At 29.2% G+C, this 21,932-nt stretch carries 12 protein-coding genes; 7 read left to right on the plus strand and 5 right to left on the minus strand.

Features of this window, described 5'->3' with window-relative positions; genetic code table 11:
* Nucleotides 1-7 precede the first annotated feature (7 nt).
* On the plus strand, nucleotides 8-805 hold the full coding sequence (locus ACRC8M_RS05460; protein ID WP_438528231.1) for a Cof-type HAD-IIB family hydrolase: 798 nt from the start codon (nucleotides 8-10) through the stop codon (nucleotides 803-805).
* A 46-nt stretch (nucleotides 806-851) separates the two neighbouring features.
* On the opposite strand, the gene ACRC8M_RS05465 is transcribed toward ACRC8M_RS05460, so the two are convergent.
* The gene (locus tag ACRC8M_RS05465; protein WP_438528232.1) at nucleotides 852-1,355 is read right to left on the minus strand and encodes a hypothetical protein; all 504 of its coding nucleotides are present in this window, start codon (nucleotides 1,353-1,355) and stop codon (nucleotides 852-854) included.
* A gap of 79 nt (nucleotides 1,356-1,434) precedes the next feature.
* Nucleotides 1,435-2,706 (minus strand): aldehyde dehydrogenase family protein, encoded by a 1,272-nt coding sequence (locus ACRC8M_RS05470; RefSeq protein ID WP_438528233.1) that lies wholly within the window; start codon nucleotides 2,704-2,706, stop codon nucleotides 1,435-1,437.
* A gap of 141 nt (nucleotides 2,707-2,847) precedes the next feature.
* On the opposite strand from ACRC8M_RS05470, the gene ACRC8M_RS05475 reads away from it, so the two are divergent.
* The 4 genes from ACRC8M_RS05475 (at nucleotide 2,848) to ACRC8M_RS05490 (ending at nucleotide 11,145) form a co-directional block, all read left to right on the plus strand.
* A complete protein-coding gene (locus tag ACRC8M_RS05475; RefSeq protein ID WP_438528234.1) occupies nucleotides 2,848-4,533 on the plus strand; it encodes a M3 family oligoendopeptidase in 1,686 nt (561 codons plus the stop codon).
* A 118-nt stretch (nucleotides 4,534-4,651) separates the two neighbouring features.
* Nucleotides 4,652-6,832 carry a TolC family protein gene (locus ACRC8M_RS05480; protein WP_438528235.1) on the plus strand — a complete coding sequence of 727 codons (2,181 nt, stop codon included), beginning with the start codon at nucleotides 4,652-4,654 and terminating at the stop codon, nucleotides 6,830-6,832.
* A gap of 12 nt (nucleotides 6,833-6,844) precedes the next feature.
* Nucleotides 6,845-7,930: an efflux RND transporter periplasmic adaptor subunit gene (locus ACRC8M_RS05485; RefSeq protein WP_438528236.1), complete on the plus strand. Its 1,086-nt coding sequence runs from the start codon at nucleotides 6,845-6,847 to the stop codon at nucleotides 7,928-7,930.
* Between the two features lie 2 nt (nucleotides 7,931-7,932).
* Entirely contained in the window at nucleotides 7,933-11,145 is a 3,213-nt protein-coding gene (locus ACRC8M_RS05490; protein WP_438528237.1) for an efflux RND transporter permease subunit, read from the plus strand.
* Nucleotides 11,146-11,191: 46 nt separating this feature from the next.
* Here the strand turns inward: ACRC8M_RS05490 and dacB are convergent, their stop codons facing one another.
* Entirely contained in the window at nucleotides 11,192-12,676 is a 1,485-nt protein-coding gene (gene dacB, locus ACRC8M_RS05495; protein WP_438528238.1) for a D-alanyl-D-alanine carboxypeptidase/D-alanyl-D-alanine endopeptidase, read from the minus strand.
* A 201-nt stretch (nucleotides 12,677-12,877) separates the two neighbouring features.
* Between dacB and ACRC8M_RS05500 the strand changes: the two genes are divergently transcribed.
* The gene (locus tag ACRC8M_RS05500) at nucleotides 12,878-14,197 is read left to right on the plus strand and encodes a sodium:solute symporter family protein (RefSeq protein WP_438528239.1); all 1,320 of its coding nucleotides are present in this window, start codon (nucleotides 12,878-12,880) and stop codon (nucleotides 14,195-14,197) included.
* Here the strand turns inward: ACRC8M_RS05500 and ACRC8M_RS05505 are convergent.
* The gene (locus tag ACRC8M_RS05505; RefSeq protein ID WP_438528240.1) at nucleotides 14,194-16,248 is read right to left on the minus strand and encodes a BglG family transcription antiterminator; all 2,055 of its coding nucleotides are present in this window, start codon (nucleotides 16,246-16,248) and stop codon (nucleotides 14,194-14,196) included. The genes ACRC8M_RS05500 and ACRC8M_RS05505 overlap by 4 nt on opposite strands.
* Before the next feature lie 168 nt (nucleotides 16,249-16,416).
* Here ACRC8M_RS05505 and ACRC8M_RS05510 point away from each other — a divergent pair, with 168 nt between their 5' ends.
* The gene (locus ACRC8M_RS05510; protein ID WP_438528241.1) at nucleotides 16,417-18,315 is read left to right on the plus strand and encodes a PTS fructose transporter subunit EIIC; all 1,899 of its coding nucleotides are present in this window, start codon (nucleotides 16,417-16,419) and stop codon (nucleotides 18,313-18,315) included.
* Nucleotides 18,316-18,386: 71 nt separating this feature from the next.
* Here ACRC8M_RS05510 and ACRC8M_RS05515 read toward each other — a convergent pair.
* A partial coding sequence (locus ACRC8M_RS05515) for a hypothetical protein (protein ID WP_438528242.1) occupies nucleotides 18,387-21,932 on the minus strand: 3,546 nt, incomplete at its 5' end.

Genomic DNA, 21,932 nt, shown 5'->3' on the forward strand with positions numbered 1-21,932 from the left:
GGAATATATGTATAAGTTAGTAGTTTCTGATTTAGATGGAACTTTAGTAGATAAAAATAAAAATGTTTCTGATTATACAAAAAAAGTTGTTGCTCTATTAAAAGAAAAAGGAATCGAGTTTATAATAGCTACTGGGAGAAGTTATACAGGAGCTAAGCATATTTATGATGCTTTAGAATTGGATGGTGAAATTGTTTGTAATAATGGAACTACCATTTATAACAATAAAGGGGAGCTAATTTTTCAAAGAACATTGGATCCTAATATAGTTAATGAAGTTTTAAAAAAATCTTTAAAAGAGGATTGTATATTTTTCGCTACATATGGAACTCAGGTATATATAGGAGAGGGAACAATAGAAAAAGCTAATACTTTTCTATACAATCCACTTGAAAATCCTATTGAAATAAATTTAGAAAATATTGATTTATATACTTTTGAAAAGATAGTTTTAATGGATAGAGATAGTGAAAAGTTAAAACGTCTATCAGCTTACTTTAATAGATATGATGAAGTTAATGCATTTATATCTCAAGAGGACTACCTTGATATTGTTCACTTTGAAACATCTAAAGGAAAAGCTCTTGAATCAATAGCTAAACTAAAAAACATTAGTTTAAAACATACAATTGCCTTTGGAGATGCTTTTAATGACTACGAGATGCTTAAGGTTGCTGGAAAAGGGCTTGTGATGAAAAATGGTTTTGAAGATTTAAAAAAAGAGTTCGATACATTAGATTTAACAAATGATGAAAATGGAGTGGCAAAATATTTATCGGATTTGTTTTCTTTAGAAAATATTTAACATAAAAAAAGGGAGTTTTTAAAACTCCCTTTTTTGTATCTTTATTTTAGAAGAAGTTATATCCTAATGTAAAGCTAATTTGCTCTAAATTATCATTTCCTCTTTTATCTCCATCTATTTTTGTAACAGAGTATAGTATTTCACCTTGTAATGCAAATATATCCATACCTATTCCAGCACCATAGAAGTATTTTCCATCAGGATTAGAGTTAGATACGCTATCACGAGTATATAAAACTTTTCCAACTTTTCCAACTAAATATGGTTTTACTCCAACTGGGAATAGATTCATTTTTATTAAACCATACGCTGGAACTGTTTCAATATCTGTTCCTGAAGTTTTTCCATTATACGCAATTCCAACTCCTACATCTGCTAAAAGTAAAGTTTGAGTAATCTCTAGTCCTAATGTTGGAGCGTAGCTCTCGAAACTTTTATCCTCTTTGTTATAAGATCCAGTACTTGTAATAGCACCTAATCTTAAATGTGCGTCCATTGAAAATGCTGCTGTACTTGCTGCTAAAAATAAAGCGATTAATCCTTTTTTCATGTTTTCTCCTTAAATATCTCTGTAGTATCACATATATTGTATAATATTTTCTTAAGAAGCACTAGATTTATTTTCAATTTTATTTTTTTATTTTATTCAAAATTAAATTTATAACTTTTCTTAACATTGATATCTTTAAACTGCTTCCATCAAAAATTGGTTTATAGTGAGTAAATGTATCAAAAGTATATTTTCCATGATATTTTCCAAGTCCACTGTTACCTATTCCACCAAAAGGAACTCTTTTATCAATAATTTGAAGCATAGTACTGTTTATACATACACCACCAGCTTTTAATCCTTTTGTAGATAAATTACCTTTATCACTTCTAAAAATATAAAGAGCTAGTGGAGAGGGTTTCGATCTTAAATCCCAATAAACTTTTTCTAAACTTTCATATTCTATCAAAGGAAGAATTGGGCCAAATATCTCCTCTTGAGAAATTGGATCTTTATCTTCAGGATTTAAAACTATTGTAAAAGGGAATATCCCTTTACTTTTGCTGTCATCATCTATTTTCCCATTTTGATAGATTATATTTTGATTATTTAATAGATTTTCTAATCTCTCAAAATGTGTATTATTTATTATTTTTCCTTGAATATCCCCATTCTTTCTAATATAATCTCTAGCCAACTCTACAAACTTATCTTTTAATCCTAGTGGAAGATAGACATAATCAGGAGCAACACATGTTTGACCTCGATTAAAAAATTTCCCCCAGATTATCTTTTCTACAGCATCTTCTAGACAGTGTTCATCCTCGATAATAACTGGTGATTTTCCTCCTAACTCTAATGTCACTGGTGTCAAGGTTTCAGCTGCTTTTAAATATATCTCTTTTCCAATATTTGTACTACCAGTAAAAAATATATAGTCGAATTTTAAATTTAAAAGCTCTTTTGTTGTTTCTTTATCCCCTAATAATACCGATATATCTTCAACTCCACTTTCTTCAATTATTTTTTTTATTATTTCACTTGAAAATTTAGAATGTTCGGAAGGTTTTAAAACAACTTCATTTCCTGCTGCGATAGCTCCAATCAAAGGAATAAATGTTAAATTGAACGGGTAGTTCCACGGAGAAATAATCAAAACTTTTCCATAAGGTTCTGGTTGAATAATTGTTCCGCATCCAATAAAGTTAAAAAAGCTTTTAATTTTTTCAGGTTCACTCCATTTATCTATATTTTTTAAAAAATAATCAAATTCAGATATAATAGGGTAATACTCTGATAATCTACTTTCTTCAAAATTTTTTCCTAAATCTTTGTATAAAGCATCTGTTATCAAGTCTTTATTTTTTTCAAAAGATTTTTTTAACTTTTCTAATTTGTCTATATTTTTCATATACATACCCCACTTTCAAAAAATTCACTTTTGTTCTTATACAATAATAGATACATATTTCCTTTAAAAATGTTTTTGTTGATGATATTTGGATTTTCCTCTATAATAGAGTTATTTTTAAAATAAATAAAGGAGGATTCTATGAAATTTAAAAATTTTAAATACGAAAGACCCAACTACGATTTAATTAAAGAAACTTTGACAAATCTAATGCAAAAATTAAAAGTTTCGGTTAATATTCAAGAACAAAAAAATTTAATTCATGAAATTAATACTATAAGAAACAACATATCCTCGATGTCTAGTATTGCGAATATTAGACACACTATAAATACTGAGGATAAATTTTACGATGATGAAAATGAGTATTGGGATGAAATATCCCCTTTTTATCAAGAGTTAGATACTAACTTTTATGAAATAATGGTAAATCATAGTAATAAAGATAACCTAGTAATAGAATATGGAGAGCAACTTTTTAAATTGATGGAGAATAGTTTAAAAATATTTTCTCCAGATATTATTGAAGATTTGCAAGAGGAAAACAGGGAAGTTTCTAAGTATGTAAAACTTTTAGCTTCTGCTAAAATTTTATTTGATGGAAAAGAAAGAAATTTATCTGGTATGACCCCTTTTATTCTTTCTAAAGATAGAACTATTAGAAAGGCTGCCCAGGAAGCAAAATCAACTTTTTTTATTAATAATGAAAATAAATTTGATGAAATATTTGATAATCTTGTAAAAATAAGAGTTAAAATAGCTGAAAAATTAGGATTTAATAATTTTATAGAACTTGGTTACTTAAGAATGAATAGAGTGGACTATAATGCTGAAATGGTAGATTCTTTTAGAAAACAAGTTGTTGAAAGCATTGTTCCACTAGCTTCATCTCTATATGAAAAACAAAAATTAAGATTAGAGTTAGAAACACTTAAATATTATGATGAAAAATTTGAGTTTAACGATGGAAATCCAACTCCTAAAGGAGATTCAAATTGGATTATTGAACAAGGAAAAAAGATGTATCATGAGCTTTCATCTGAAACTGCTGAATTTATTGACTTCATGATTGAAAATGATTTAATGGACCTAACTACTAAAAAAGGAAAAGCTGGAGGGGGATATTGTACATTTATTCCAGATTATAAATCGCCTTTTATTTTTTCTAATTTCAATGGAACAAGTGGGGATATTGACGTTTTAACACATGAAGCTGGACATGCTTTTCAAGTTTACAGATCAAGTTGGATTGAAATTCCAGAATTACTATGGGCTACATATGAAAGCTCTGAAATACATTCCATGAGTATGGAGTTCTTTACTTGGAATTGGATGGAAAATTTCTTTAAAGAGGATACAAATAAGTATAAATATTTACATTTAAGTAGTGCTATTAAATTTATACCTTATGGAGTTTTAGTTGATCATTTCCAACATAAAATTTATGAAAATCCAAACTTAACTCCAAACGAAAGAAAATCTATCTGGAGAGAGTTAGAAAAAACTTATAAACCTCATTGTGATTATTCAGAAAATCCATTTTTAGAAAAAGGGACATGGTGGTTCCAACAGGCTCATATATTTGAAGTTCCATTTTATTATATAGATTACACTTTAGCTCAAATTTGTGCATTACAATTTTGGCAGAAAATGAATAAAAATTATCAGGAAAGCTGGAAAGATTATTTAAATCTTTGTCATGAAGGTGGAACAAAGTCGTTCTTAAATTTATTAAAAGTTGCTAAATTGAAATCGCCTTTTGAAGATAATTGTGTAGAAGATATAATAGAAGATGTTAAGAGTCATTTAGATAATTTTCAATTTTAATATATTATAGGTCTAAAAGAAGTATGCTTATACTTCTTTTTTTTATTTTCAAAAGGATTTTTTTATTTTCAACAGAATATGATAGTGATACAACTAATTTTTTTAAGGGAGGGTCCTTATGGGAAAACTAATTCTTTTACTTTTTATTTTCAATTTTTCTTTATTCGCCAAAACTCTTGACGTTGGAGTTATTTTAGAAAATCATTCACAATATTCTGAAACTGCTTTAGACATTCTTAAAGATGAATTAAATAAAAATTTTGCTGGTACAAATTTTTCACCAAAAATTACTGAGAAATTTTATCTGACAGATCATAATATTCAAGATGGTATAGACAAATTAAATAAAAATCCTAAAATAGATGGAGTATTTATATTGACTTGTGCACCATTAGAAAATATATCTAATTTACAACAAAATAAATTTTACTCTATGCCTTTAGGTTTTGGAGACAAAGGAAATAATACTCCTAAAAATTTAAACTATATCTATAGTAATCTTGATTTAAATAATTATCTGATGCCTTTTAAAGAGTTGACTGGTGTCACAGAAGTAGATGTACTGATCTCTAATATGAATTCAATTAATTTAAAAAAACTTACTCAAAATACTAATATTCCTGGAATTAAAGTTAATGTTCTTAGATCTACAAAAGAAAACTTATTAAATTCAATAGATAAAAAAGTTCCCTCATTGCTTATTGATTTTAATGAAGAGTTAAAACCTTATGCTTATTCAGGTCTGAACTTAAATAAAGAGTTTAGAAAAAGATTAAGAGCAGCTTCTTTAAATTATATGTTCTTTAAAACTAAAAAGGATATGAGTACAATTGTTGAAGTTTATCCACCTATTAAGGATATTTATTTAAATTCTGAAGTCGCTACAAAAATTGATATCTATCCTAATCTTATTTTTCTTCAAGATTTATCACAAGTTAATACTTCTGAAGTGGAAAATCCTAGGTTAACACTTAAAAATGCTGTAAACAGAGCTCTTAATTCTAACCTGGATCTTCTTCAAATTAGACAAAATATTATGACTAGTTATTATAATGTTAAAGTTACTAACTCTAAACGCTTACCACAATTGTCAGCTAATGCAGATTATTCAGCTTTAGATGACAGATCTCCTAATTTTAAACAAGGGTACCCTACAAATAGTGTAGCTTCTTATTTACAGCTTTCACAGGTTATATTTAGCGATCAAATTAATGCAAGTGTTTATATTGATAAATTATCATTAGATTCTAATAGAAAAGCATTTGAACAACAAAAATTAGCTACTATATATTATGTAGCTTCTACGTATGTTAATATTCTTCAATTAAAAGCTCAACTAGCTATCCAAGCAAGTAACTATGATCTTTTAAGAGAAACTTTAAATGTTGCTAAAATTAATTATAATGTCGGTGCTGGTGGATTACAAGATGTGTATAGATTACAATCAAATGTGGCTGGAGCTCTTTCAGATATTTCTAGTGTTAAAGGAGAGATTCGTTCTCAAGAGATTTATTTAAATAACCTTTTGAACTATCCAGAGGGAAATACATATACTTATGAAACTCTTGATGAACTTGCCCCATACTTCTTATTAAGTGAAAATTTAGGTAAAAACTTTACATTTGGTTCTGAAAAATCTAAAAAAATAGAGAAGTTTTTAGTAAGCGGTGCTCTAACAAACTCAAACTCTTTAAAACAACTTGATAATACTATTAAAAGTAAAGAAAGAGAACTTGTATCCAATGAAAGAGAACGTTATATTCCAACTGTTACAGCTTCTGGAAATTACTATAAAAACAATATGGTAACACCTTGGGGTAAAAATTCAAATGGAGATTTCCCAGATGAATATTGGCAAGCTGGAGTTAATGTAAGTTTACCTCTTATTAGTGGTGGCGAAATTTACTACAATGGCCAATCTATAAAAAGTGAGTTAAAAGCACTTGAGTTTAATAAACTTTCTTCTCAAAATCAATTAGCCCAAGAAGTTTTACAAACGTATACAAATCTTTTAACTAACTTTGTACAAAGTTATACAACTAAAATATCTTCAGATGTAGCTAAGAAAAATTTAGATATCGTAACTAACCTATATACAGAAGGAACAACTACGCTAACTGATTTTTTATCTGCTCAAAACAACACCTTGAGTCAAGAGTTAAATCATGTAATTGAAAATTTTAATCTAATTAACTCTACGCTAAAACTTGAATATCTTTATGGTAAGTCATCTCTTACTATGGACCCATCTGAAAGAAAAGTTTTAATGCTTAAACTTCAACAAGAGTTAGATAATTAGGAGGAATAAATTATGAAAAATAAATTTTTAGTAGTTACACTATTATTGGCATTATTGGCATGTGGAAAAGAAAAATTAAGTTCTACAGAAGATATTAAATCAGTTGTTTATGAAAAAGTAGAGAAAAAAGAGTATAGTGTTAAGCGTGCTTACTCAGGTACAGTAAATACTGAAGCTCTTTCAAACTTAAGCTTTAGAGTTTCAGGAACTATAAATAACCGTATTGCACAACTAGGTGATACTGTTAAAACTGGACAAATTTTAGCTACTTTAGATCCTATAGAATACCAGTTAAATTATCAACAAGCACTTTCCAATTTAGATAAAGGGAATGCAAGTTTAGCTGAATCCACTGCTAACTTTAAAAGATCTGAGGCACTTTATTTAGAAAATAGTATTTCAAAAGCTTCTTATGATAGTGCTACAGCTAATTATAAATCTGCAATATCTTCAGTTAAAGCTCTGGAAGATGCAGTTAATTTGGCTAAGGTTAATTTGAGTTATACTATGTTAACAGCTCCCAATGATGGTACTATTGGACAAGTAAAAAGTGAGGTTAATCAAAATGTATCTTCTAGTACAGTAGTTTTTGTATTAAACACTTTTGGAGAACGTTATGTGGAGTTTAATGTTTCTCAATCTGTTATTGGGGATTTAAAACTAGGGGAAGAGGTTCTAATTGAGATAACTTCTCTTAATAATTTAAGTATAAAAGGAACAATCACTAATATTGGAACACTTTCTGTTGGCTATGGTGGAACTTATCCTGTTAAAGCTAAAATTGTTGATCCTCTAGACACTGTAAAAGTTGGTATGACAGCAAAAGTTATTGTTACTACAGATAATACTAATAAAGTTATTGCAGTCCCTCTTACAGCTATTTTAACAGCTCCTAATGGGGATAAATATGTTTATGTTGTTAAAAATCTTGAAAATAATATTGGCATAGTTAAAAAACAACTTGTTACATTGGGAAACACTACAGAACTAGGTAGTGAAATCATTAGTGGATTGACAGATGGCGATTATGTTGTTACAAAAGGAAGTAGTGTACTTTTAGAAGACCAAAAGGTTTCACTTTTAAAAGGAGCTGAATAGCCATGAAATTAACCGAACTAGCAATCAAAAATAAAGTTACAACCTATCTTTTAATAGTTGTTCTACTTATTGGTGGATATTTGTCTTATGATAAATCTGAAAAAGCTCAAGACCCAGGATTTACAATAAAAGTAGCACTGATTACAACTAATTGGCCTGGAGCCACAGCTAAACAGATGGCTGACTTAGTTAGTAAAAGAATTGCTGATCAAGTACAAAATATGGATTCGTTATGGTATGTAAACTCTACTAATACAGATGGGCAATCAAATGTTTATGTCAATATTAAAGCTGAATACAAAGATATTCAGCCCGTTTGGACAGAACTTAGAAATAGAATCAATACATTCGTTGTTCCTAACCTTCCTCAAGGGGTCCAGACACCTCAGATAAATACATTTTATGGAGATATTTATGGAACTCTTCTTGCAATTGGTGGAGAAAATTATACTTATGAAGAATTATATGAAACTGCCTACCAATTAAAAGAGATTTTACTATTTAATGTTCCTCAAATTGGAAGTATAGATATTTCTGGTATTCAAAATGAAACTGTATATATAGATATTGACAATAAAATTTTATCTCAAACAGGGCTTACTTTAGAAAATATTATAAACACTTTAAATAGTTCAAACGTTATTATTAAAGGTGGAAATATTGTTGTTGATAAAAATAGACTCAAAGTAACTCCTAGTGGTAATTTTAAAAATATCGAAGATATAAAAGATACTATAATCACAAGTCCTAATGGCGACTCTAGCATCTACTTAAGTGAAGTTGCTAATATCTATAAAGATTATCAAGATCCTTCAACATACTCTATAGATTTTAATGGAAATAAATCACTTGTTCTTGGAATATCATTAGGTTCTGGAGAAGACGTTTTATTAATGGGAAAAGGTATTCAAGAAACTTTAAAAAATTTCAGAGATTCTATTCCAATTGGACTTGAAGTTGGAGAGATTTATTATCTTCCAGATTTAGTTCAAACAAATGTAACAGCTTTTATAGTTAACCTATTCCAAGCTGTAACAACAATTGTATTAGTAATGCTTATTTTCTTAGGACTTAGATCTGGACTAATCGTTGCAGCATTGACTCCAACATCAATAGCATTTACTCTTATTGGATTATTCTGGTTTAACTATGGAATTAACCAAATTACTCTTGCTGGACTAATTATAGCACTTGGTATGCTTGTTGATAATGCAGTTGTTATGTCTGAAAATATAACTGTTTTGCTAGAGGAAGGAAAACCTCGGATGGAAGCATGTTTAGAATCATCTAGAACCCTTGCTATTCCACTATTTGTTAGTTCATTAACAACTATAATGGCTTTTTCTCCAATTATTTTAAATAAAGAGAACATGGGAGAGTATGTTGGCCCGTTGACAATTGTTGTTACGTTAGCTCTTATGAGTTCTTGGCTAATTAATCAGACTTTTATTCCTTTACTATGTTACGATTTTATAAAACTAAAGCCTGGTGAAAAGCAAAATCTTAATAGTAAAGCTTATGTTTTATACAGAGAAATTTTAATTAAAGTTTTAAAAAATAAAAAAATTACAATTATTTTAACAACAATCTCTTTTATTTTTGGAATTTGGTTACTTGGCCTTGCTCCATCAAACTTCATGCCTGGTTCAACCGATCCCGTTATGTCAACATATATAACTCTACCTAAAGGAACTGACGTTAATCAAACAAGAGCAGTTGTTGAAGATCTAAATAAATTTATTGAAAAAAATTACAGTACTGGTCCTCAAGAGCCACTTCCTCCAGGACTTTGGGATTATCTAACAACAGGTGGAACTTCAAAAACTTACGAGAAAGCTGGAGTTTTAAGTTGGGGATCATTTATTGGTGGAGGTGCTCCTAGATTCTCAACAGGATATTCACCACAAACTCAACTTCCTGAATATGCTTATATCATGTATAATCTTACAGATTATAGATTAATTCCTAAACTGAGCCAAGAGATTAATGAATATCTTTTAAATAAATATCCTGATATGGATGTTGTTTCTAAAGGATTGGGTAGTGGAGTTTCTCTTGCTAAAGATTTAGGATATGTTTTTGCTTCACGGGATATAAAACTTTTAAAGAAAGTTGCTGAGGAGGTTAAAACTAAGTTGACCTCTCTCGATGGTACTTATGCCGTATCTGATGATTGGGGAATTGAAGTTCCTAAAATATTCATTGAAATAGATACTGAAAAAGCTCAGATGGCTGGATTTACTAATGATACTATCGGTACATATTTACAATATGTTCTTCAAGGATATAATGCTAGTGTTTATAGAAATTTTGATGCTCCACCTCAAAGTACTATTATTCCAATAGTTTTAAGAGGAACTGATCAATATAAAGATGATTTAAACTCTGTACAATCTATTGAAATTGTAAACTCAAAAGGACAAGCTGTTCCTTTAAAACAGATAGCTAAAATATCTCTAGAGTACTATGATAGTTTAGTTTCTACTAGAAATATGGCTTACTCTATTGAAATTGATGCTGCTATAAAAGATTCGACTACTCCTCTTGAAGTTAATAAAAAGTTTATGCCTTGGTTAGATGAAAAACTTAAAGAATGGGGACCAGATGTTAAATACTACTCATCTGGTATAATGCAAACATCTGATGAAAACCAACAAGCCTTATTTGCTCAAGTTCCAATAGCAATTTTAGGAATGTTCTTCCTAGTTGTTGCACAGTTTAACTCTATGAGAAAGGGTTTAACTATTATGCTTGTTATCCCTCTTTCAATATTAGGAGTTGCTATTGGATTACTATTAACTAATAGTGACCTAGGATTTATGGCAATGATTGGTATTATTGCTCTGGCTGGGGTTGTTCTTAACCATGCTATTATTCTAGTTGATAAAATGACCATAGAAAAAGATGATCTTGGTCGTAGCGATCAAGACGCTGTAGTATTCGGTTGTCAATCAAGACTTAGACCTATTTTTCTAACTGTTGCTACAACATTAGTTGGATTACTACCACTATATTTCTTCGGTGGGCCACTTTTCCAACCAGTAGCAGTTGTTCTTATATTTGGTCTTGTTACAGATACATTCTTAGCACTTGGAGTTATTCCAGTTATCTATGCACTTTTCTATAACATTGATTTCACTGACTATACTTATGATGAAAGTCGTTTAATAGAAAATAAGGCAACTGAAAATACTGAAAATCAGGATATTCAATAATAAAAATGCCTAGCTAATTAGCTAGGCATTTTTTAAATTCTCCTCTTTAAAAGACACTATTTAATAGATTTTCCATTTTCTTTCTTAATTCGCTTCTCTCTCCATTCCAGTGATTAACTACAATAGCAAAAGCATATGTTCTTCCATTTTTTTCCACATACCCTGCATAAGATTGTATCCCACTCATACTTCCACTTTTGACTCTAACTTTTCCTTCTAAAGGTGTATTTTTTAAAAATAGAGCTACTGTTCCATCTTTCCCAGCAACAGGTAATAGATTTTCTAATCCATCTTTAGAATAAGATAAAATTTCTACTAATAGTTTTGCTGAAATCGTGTTTCCTCTAGATAAACCACTCCCATCTCTCATAGTTAAAGAGTGAACGTCAATCCCTTTTTCTTCCCAAAACTTTTCTATCTTCACACCTTTTGTTTTCTCTATCAATTGATATAGGTGCTCTGTATAGTGATTATCACTTCTACTTAATAAAACTTTAACTATTTCAGATATTGGAGGGGATTTAGTTACCGCTATAACTTTTGGATTTATTGGTCTTTGTGACGTCAATCTAGCTGTTTTGACATTTCCATTTACTTTTATATTTTCTCTTTTTAAATAGTACGAAAAATACTGTCCTAAAAATAATCCTGGATCTGGAATATCACTTTGAATTGTCAATCCATTTTTATTTTGTGGAACCACTCCAAAAATTCTTCTTTTATTTTCTAAAGGTATACCTCTTACATATATATTCTTTTTTCCCCCAGGCATTACCATACTTTGATTATCAAATGTCAACCCTTGAATCTCTGGTTTAGTTTTTATCACTTCAGGTTTTTGACCAGAGATACCTGTATTTAAATAGAGAGTATACAGATTATCAAATACACTTATTCCGTACGTTCCTTGACCATAATTCGTTCCCATATCTTCCCAAAGCCACTTTCCAGGAATTCCTTCATATCCAAAAAGATCATCTAACACAACTATATTTCCATTAATAGATTTAATTCCTAATTTCTTTACTTCTTCAGTCCAATTTTTTAAAAACGCCTCTCTATTTATAGAGATTCCATCTGAACCTAAAGTTGGATCTCCTCCTCCTTGAATATATATATTTCCTGTTAAAACTCCATCTTTAGATATCTTTCCATCATATAAAACTTTAGTTTCTAAAACTGTATCAGGACCTAATACCTCTAATGCTGTTGCTGAAGTTACTATTTTTAAAATAGATGCTGGAGTTAAAGCTGTCTCTCCTCGATAGTTATCGATAACTGCTCCACTGTCTACATCCATAGCATAAAAACTTAAATTCCCATGCTCCAGTACTCTTGAATTAACAAACTCATCTACAGCTTTTGATTTTACTTTAGTAGGTAAAGTTGACATCGGTATAATAGGCTCTTCTACTATTTTATCTGGAACAACTGGTATTTGATAACTATCTCTATTCTCAGATTTTTCTATACTGCTACAACTTACTAATAAAATTGTAATTAAGGATAAACAAATATATTTTTTCTTCATACACCACCTCTTATAAGACTTTTTTATATCCTACATCATTTAAAACTTTTTTTGAAGTGTTTTTCCAATTAATTATTAGATGTTAACTTTAAAAAAACAATAAAGTTGACATTTTTTTTATTTCATAATAACATATATAAAATACTGTATACAATCAGAAAGAAACAAAGATTATTGTCTTTCTGGGGAGGTTAATTTTAAATGGTAGAAAACTTATTTTTGAATCTATATTTTTTGGGCATTTTAGCTGTTGGATATAACTCTTTTAAAAAAATTAAAGATAGTTCACACTTTTTTATAGCGAATAAAGAAGCAAATGTTCTCCAAGTTACTGGGAGCCTACTTGCCACAATTCTTGGTAGTTCAGCTGTACTTGGAAGTGTATCTCTTGCATATAGTTCTGGTTGGGCTGGAATTTGGCTTTTACTCTGTGGTGCCTTAGGATTGGGAGCTCTTTTACCTCTAATAAAAAAATTTGAAAAATTTAAAGGTTTCAATCTTCCTGAGCTTTTAGGAAGTTTTTATGGAGAAGAGGTTAGAATTTTAAGTTCGTTTATTATCTCTATAGCGTGGATTGGAATTGTAGCTGCTCAAATTATGGGAGCTGCTCAAATTATTGGAATTTTTACCGATATTAGCTACTCCAATGCTGTTGTTATATGTGGAATTATCTTTATTATTTATACTATTTTAGGTGGACAACTCTCCATTATAAAAACAGATTGTATCCAACTTTTATTCATTCTTCTAGGAGTTGCTGTCTGTTTCTTATTTATCTCAAATATAGATATGACATACACCGCTCCAAATATATTTAATGAAAAATTTAGTTACTCTGATCTTTTAGTTTTAGTTTTAACTTACTCGTCCACATTTTTTGTTGGACCAGATATATACTCTAGAATTTTTTGTGCTAAAGATAGCTCTGTCGCTAAAAAATCTATTATCATCAGTATTCTTATTTTAATACCCTTAGCGTTTATCCTAGCTAAAATTGGTATCTATGCTGCTGGAACTTTTCCTGATTTAACTTCAGGGCAGTCACCACTCCTGCATGTTGCTGCAAATACTCTTCCAAAATCTGTAAGTTTATTGCTTTATTTTGGACTACTTTCAGCTGTTATTTCCTCAGCGGATACAAGCTTATTAACTGCATCATCTATATTTACAGAGATTTTTACTAAAAATTTAAAAAATATAAAATCAATTAAATTTACAAGATTTTTCATTGGAATATTTGGAATTTTTAGTATTTTAGTTGCACTTAAACTTAAATTTATATTGAGTTCACTGCTTCTAGCTCTATCAGTTTACTCAGGTGCTCTCATAATTCCTTGCTTTGTTGGAATTCTAGGATACCGTTTTAAAAAACATTATATTCTAAGTGCAATTATACTTGGCGGATGTATTGCATTATTTGGAAAAATATATGGAGGTAGTAACGCCAACTATATTTTAATCCTTGCATTTTTCGTAAATAGTCTAGTTTTAGTTATGGGTAGAGAAAATAAAACACTTTAATTTGTGTCTTTAGCTTTTCCCAAATTTGATAGAAATTCATATTTTTTTATAATATCAATAACTTTCTTTTTACTTGGATTACTCTCTAACTTTTCTAAAAACTTATAGTTATTAACTAGGTCTAAAAAATTAGAGAGTGCTTCCAAGTGACTATTTTCATCTTGAGAAGTAAATGTCAACATAGTTTTAACAGGAGTTTCCTCTGGAAACAGTACATCATTTCTAAAACTCATTAAAACCATCTTGTTTTTAAATACATTTCCAATATTTTTACTATGTGGAAGAGCAACTTTATTATTCATTATCATATATGGTCCAAATTCTTTTACCCTTTCTACTATATTTTCAATATAAGTTATATCACAGATTTCATTCTCAACCATTATATTTCCAGACATCCTAATAGCTTCTTCCCAATTTTGACACTCTACATCCAAAATAATCTCTTCTAACATCTCAGATAGCTTGGGTTCATCCTCATGAATATCATTTATCAAAATTTCATTCATTAAGAGAGATAAATCATTTATTAAGCTATTTTCATTTTTTATTGTTCCATTTTTTTTAAAAGTTTCTAGCAAATCTGATAAAAAAATTCGATTTTTCCTTTTATTTAAACCAATATTCTCAAGTAGAATTATATCCTCTTTAGATAAAATTGTATTTATAGTTATACATGGCTTTTGAAGCTCAACTTCATCCATATTTATTGTTCCTACTACAAGGTCTACATTACATATATCATAATCCTTCAATCTATAAAATGGAATTACTTCTACAATATTTACTGAAAAGTTTTCATTGATTTGTTGAGACAATAATTTTGATGTTCCATACCCTGAACTACAAACTACCAATATATTATTTTTTCTATTTTCAAGTTTATTTGCTCTGTCTAAAGCAGCTTTAAAATGGATAGCTAAAAAAGCTATTTCATCTTCAGTTATTTCTAAATTAATAAAATTTTTCAATGGTTTAATGGATTTTTTAGTTCCTACAAATATTGGTTTATATAACTTTAAAAAATCTTTTAAAATACTATTTTCTAAGACTTGTCTATTTTTTAGTCTATGAATAGTTGGCTTCAAATGATTGATAATTCCTTTCAATAATGCCTTATCTCTTGAAAGATTAACTCCCATATTTTCAGAAAAAATCTTAATTATTTTTTTAGCTATTATATCTATCTCTATCCAAAACTTATAGCTACTATTTTCAGCTGAATAACAGTGACTTCCTAAAAAATAATCTGTCAATTGTACTTTCTCATTTAAACTAATCTCTAATTGAAACTCTTTCTCTAAAATATCTAAAAATCTATTTATTACTTTATACTCCTTTAAACCTTGAAAAAACACTTGATTCTCTACTTCCAAAATAAAACGCTCTTTTTTCAATCTATCAATCATTATTAGGATATAATGGTATAGATTTGTATATGGCTCATCTGATATTATATATTTTGTATTATCTATTATTAAATTTAGAAAATTTTCTATTTTTCTTTTGTCTACTCCTGCATAGTATTGTTCAATAATATTTGAAAAATAAATATCTTTCGAATAGGTTAATATGAACTTTAGTTGAGCTTTTCTAATATTTTCTTCATCCCCAACTAAAACTAAACCTTTGTGAACTTCAATCTCCAATTTTAATTCGTTAACTTTTAGTTTTTCTTTTACTACTTTTAAAATGTTTTTTACACTAGTTCTACTAATTCCAAACTCATCCTCTATACTTTTTAGATTTATTCTTTCAAAAAATAAAATTTTAAACAATAAAATTTCATCCTTATACTCCGTTATATCTATACACTTTACAAATTTATCAATTACTTTGTTTAAAATATCTAAATCTATATATTTGATTTGACCTTTCTCAATTTTTTCAATTTGAGGATAATTATTACTTTTTAATATTTCGTTTATTTTATCTATATCATATCTTATACTTCTTTCATTTATGTATAAAAATTCTGATAGGAGTTTATAACTAATTTTCCCATTATATTTTGTAATATATTTAAGAATTTCTAGTTCTCTTTTAGTCATCACTTTCCTCCCTCATTTTTTTATAATTTTATCATAATTTCTACATTTTTTCTAATTTTAAAACATATATGGGCAAAAAAAATCATATTTTTTTGAAAAAATATGATTCTATTCTTTTTATTTTTAATCTGATATTATAAAAGAAAAAATAAAACTTAGGAGGTTTTTATGAATTTTAGTAATTTAATAGACAAGAATTTAATTGTTTTAGACTTAGATTGCCTGAATAAAAATGAAGTAATCGAAAAGTTAGTGGATTCACTTGATCAAAATGGTGCTCTTCTAAATAAAAAAGAGTTCCTTGAGGCTGTTTTACTTAGAGAGAGTAAATCACCAACTGGATTAGAAGATGGTTTAGCTATTCCTCACGGAAAATCAGCTTCTGTTAAAATTCCAAAGATTGCTGCTGCAAGATTAAAAAACAAAATTAAAGATTGGGAATCAGTTGATGAGAGTAATGAAGTTGATCTTGTTTTTCTAATAGCTATTCCTGATGCAGAAAAAGGGACAACACACATTGAAGTTCTTTCAAATCTTACAACTCTTTTTATGGAAGATGGATTTATAGAATCTCTTAGAGGTGCTAAAAACAAAGATGAGTTTTTAAATATCATTTTAAAAAATGACAAATCTGTACCTCAAAAAAATGAAACTGTTAATAAAAAAGAAACACAATTTAAAAATACAACTGAAGAAAAGAAATCACTTAATTTTCATCTTAACAAGCTCAAAGAGCATCTTCTTTTTGGAACTTCACATATGATTCCATTTATTGTTGCTGGAGGAGTTTTACTATCTCTTGCTGTTATGTTATCTGGAAAAGGTGCTGTACCAGAAACTGGATTCTTAAAAGACATGGCTGATATGGGTATTGCTGGACTTACTCTTTTCACAGCTGTTCTTGGTGGATATATTGCTTACTCTATTGCTGATAAGCCTGGTTTAGCTCCAGGAATGATTGGTTCATGGATAGCAGTTCAAAACTATAAAACTGGATTCTTAGGAGCTATCATTGTTGGATTCATAGCTGGTTTTATTATTAACCTTCTTAAAAAAATAAAACTTCCTGATAGTATGAAATCTTTAGGGTCAATATTTATTTATCCACTAATTGGAACATTTTTAGTTTGTGGTATTGTAATGTGGGGAATTGGTATTCCAATAGCCGCTATGATGACAAGCATGAATGTTTGGCTTGCTAGTATGGCTGGTAGCAGTAAAGTTGCTCTTGGAGCAATTCTGGGTGGAATGACAGCCTTTGACATGGGTGGACCTATTAACAAAGTTGCCACACTTTTTGCTCAAACTCAAGTTGATACACAACCTTGGTTAATGGGTGGAGTTGGAATAGCTATTTGTACTCCTCCTCTTGGAATGGCTTTAGCTACATTCTTATCTCCTAAAAAATATACAAAGGATGAAAAAGAAGCTGGAAAAGCTGCTGCTATAATGGGATTGATTGGAATTAGTGAAGGGGCAATTCCTTTTGCCGCTGCTGACCCTATGAGAGTTTTACCTGCTATAGTTGCTGGTGGAATTGTTGGAAATATTGTTGGTTTCTTAATGAACTGTATCAACCACGCTCCTTGGGGAGGATGGATTGTTTTACCAGTTGTTGAAGGTAAGTTTGGATATATAATTGGAACTATTTTAGGAGCATTAACTACAGCTTTAATTGTTAATACTCTAAAACCTATTGCTCCAGAAACTTTAGAAGAGGAGATGGAGGAACTTAACTATGAAGGTGTAGCTGGTGAAGGAGAAGCTGATGTTTTAGCTATAACGTCTTGTCCATCTGGAGTTGCTCATACATTCTTAGCTGCTAAAGCTCTTGAAAAAGCTGCTGCAAAAATGGGAGTTAAAATAAAAGTTGAAACTCAAGGAGCTAATGGTATTGTAAATAGAATTACTCAAAAAGATATTGAAAATGCTAAGGTTGTAATTTTTGCACATGATGTAGCTATAAAAGAACCTCAAAGATTTAAAAATATAAAAACATTAGATGTTAAAACAAAAGTAGCAATTCAAGATTCTAAAAAATTAATAGAAGAAAGTTTAAATAATTAATTTAAAAGAAGCCAGCTAGAAAAAAGTTCTAGTTGGCTTCTTTAATATTTTAATCTTTACAACTTTTGCGTTTAAAATCTTCCTATTGCGTTTATAAACCATCCGTGAGATTTATAATCATCTACCCCTAAATTATCACTAAATCCTGAAAAATTATAACCTCCTCCAAATTTTAAATTTTTGTGAATATTTTTATAAATTCCAACTATAGCTCCCGAAGAAACATCTTCCTCTTCTTCATCCACTAACCAGTGGTATTGTCCATATATATCCCAGTTATTTAAAATTGTATAATTGGCTTTTAGCCCAATTAAATATAAATTATTATTAATAACTATAGAACTTTCTGAAGATCTTATGTATGTATCTTGCTCTTTTCTATATGCAGTTTTTAATCCTAAATCCCATCTTTCAGTCAATGAATATATAGATTCAAACTCTACTACATAAGCTTTAGACTCATCCGAATCTTTTGGATTATCATTTAAGATAACTGTATATCTAGATAAAAAGTTAAGTTTATCATTTTTAACAGGTCTATAAGCGAATCCAATACTGCTTTCTATAAATTTTGAGTTTTCTACATCATCTGTAAAAGCAAAATTTACCTTTCCAGTAAAAGTATACTCTTCACTATAAACATAGTTAAAACTATTTGTAGTCAAATACTGCCTGATTTTTTCTTGCTCTTTTTCTTCCCTATACTCTATCTTATTTTTTAATATAAAGTCTGTTTTCTCTATTCTAGAATATAGAGATACTCCCTTTCTTTTGCTTTCTCCCTCATTGTCAGGAAGTTCGATTTCTCCAAGCTGAAAGGACGCTCCAAAAGTTACATCTTCATAGACTTCGTAATCAGCACCATAAGATTGAGTTGCTCCATCTCTTCCAGATTCTTTTAAAAATTGATTTTCTTGATAGATATTAATTTTATCTGTTATACGAGCTCTTTGTCCTCCAGTTATCTTATTAATATCCTCTTCACCATCCATACTGTATCCTAAGTAAATACTATAATCACTTGTTAAATTATAATCAGCTCCAACTTCACTGTAATTCCCTCTGCTACCAAAACTAGTTTTTCCATTTACTATCAACTTTTCTGTTAAAGCTTTCTCCCCTCCAAAAGTAATTAAATTGTTTTCTTTATAACTATCACTTTTATTTACAGTTAATTGTCCTTCAGTATAAACTTTTGTATTTTCATCAATTTCATATTCAACTCTAGTTCCAACTAAATCTCCACTTCCAAGCTCCTTTTCTTTAAACTCTTCAACGTGTTCAAAAGCTGCTCCAGCAGATATTCTTTCTGTTATTAAATATTCTAATTGGATTCCAACTGTTTCTTTCTTATCTACTAAAAAGTTTAAATAATCTCTTTTCTCCATATTTTCATATTTTAATTTAGTTTTTACTCTGTCTGAATTTCTAAAGTTAATTTCTACTCCATAACTTTCAAGTCCTTTATCACCTAAATCTGATGCAAAGGAATACCCACTATCTTTTTTATCATACCATGCTCTTACATCATTTCCATATGGAGAGAAAATTTCAGGCTTTAAATCTGCAAAATTTAAAACTCCTGCAAAACTATATGCATTTCCCGAAATTTCTTCATTATTTCCATTGAGTTTTTTAAAGTTCAATCCTCCATCTAAAGAGATAAATGAGTTCTCACTTTGGACACCTTGGCTTTTACTGATTTCACCTTTAAAATATGTATTCTCAGTAGCTTTTAAAACTATCTCAGCACCATTTAATGTGTAGTCTTTACCATCCCTATTCTCTTTAATATATGTTCCACCAACCCCTACATAATCATTTATAAACGTTTTTCCACGAAGTCCATAATCTTTTTCATTTATGTCTTGAGAGTTTGTAGAAATATACTCGTAGTCTACAATTAAATATGAATAGTAATTTCCACTTGGAGATCCTTGAATAATATCTCCATCTATATTAGATAGAACTCCATTTAAAGGTTTATTTAGTATAATTTTACCTTGATAATGATCAAATTCGTAATCTTTTCCTTCTTGAAGATAAATTACCTTTTCTGTTAGGCCAGTATTCCTGTTAACTATTTTTATCCAAACTTTTTCTGTTCCACTTAATATATCTCCATTTTTTAAAAAATATAAACTTCCTCCTGTTCCCAAGAACTCATCATGTCCAAACAAAGAGTCTGGTTCTGATATAAATCCAGTTAATGTATGTTTTTCATCACCTAAAATTGTTGTCTCATTGGATTTATAGCTAGTTTTAGCTCCATATAAACTTCTGTTATATTGCATATACGTTGTTCCTGTAAAACCGGTATTGTAGTTACCCCACATAACTGATGACTTTTCATATTGTAACTTTAAATAAACTTTTCCATCTGTTTCTACATCTTTATAAACATATGACTTATCTCCATATGTCGGATAATATGAGTAGTCTGTATCTTGAACTCTTTCAAATAATGTTTGTCTATCTCTTTTTAAAATATTATCAAATATCTCATCTATACTATTTGCTTTTGTATCAATATGAGCAATAAATTTAAATTTATCTTTATATTTTCCTCTTCCGTAGTAAGCTATTCTACCCTCATTATAAATATTGTCTGCAAAATATTCTGGGCCAAAAGGATTATCTACATTTAAAACATCTTTGTTCCCTGATACATAATTTCTACCAATGGATAAATCTACAATTCCAGTTCCCATGTAATATGTTTCTGGTAATATTACTCTCAACGAATACTCACTTTCTTTTCCCTCTTGATCCACAACCTTTATCGGAATATTATAAGTATCGCTTGGCATATATTTAGATATTACAAAAGAATCTTGATCCACATCATACTCATCCTCTCCAATATATACTTTCTCTATTCCTTTTAAACCATCTCCAGTAAATCTAACCATTCCAGTATTTAAAGGTATATTTTGAACTTGCAAAAAAACCTCATTTTTACTTTCATAATTAAACAAATCTAAAATGGATTTTCTCGAAATAAGATCTATATACCCTACTTCAGTATTATCATAATTATTAAATTTATCCCAAACTTTAAGCCTAACTTTCAACTGTTTTCCAGATTTGAAATCTAGCTTTTTATTCTCCTTAAAATCCAAGCTTACTTTCATATCATTGTACACCTTATCACCTGAGTGTATTTTAATAGGGAAGGACAATGTATTATCTTCTTGCGAGTAAATCTGAATTTCATATTTTGATATAAAATCACCGTAGTTAGTTTTTATAGTAAAATCTAATTTTTCAGTTAGCTCACCATTTTTTACAATAACTCTCTCTGGTAAACTTAACATTAATTCTGGTTCAATTTCAATTGAATCATTAACAACCCAAATTGCCCCATTATCTAGGTATACTCTATTTTTATCCTCTATTTTTTTGCCATCTACTCCTCTAATACTAAAATTAAATTTAGACAATCCCTGAGGAGTAACTCTTTTTACCTGAGGATTTTCAGAAAGTACCTCTGTATTTTCCGGAAGAGTTGTTGTATCTAATTTAATTTCATAATTCTCACCCATTTTGCTATATACCCATTCATCAGGTACATGATATCTACCAAATCTATCCGTTATGGCTACAATTCCAGTTGG

It is taken from the genome of Cetobacterium sp. (assembly GCF_051653945.1).
In the GTDB taxonomy this organism is placed as follows: domain Bacteria; phylum Fusobacteriota; class Fusobacteriia; order Fusobacteriales; family Fusobacteriaceae; genus Cetobacterium_A.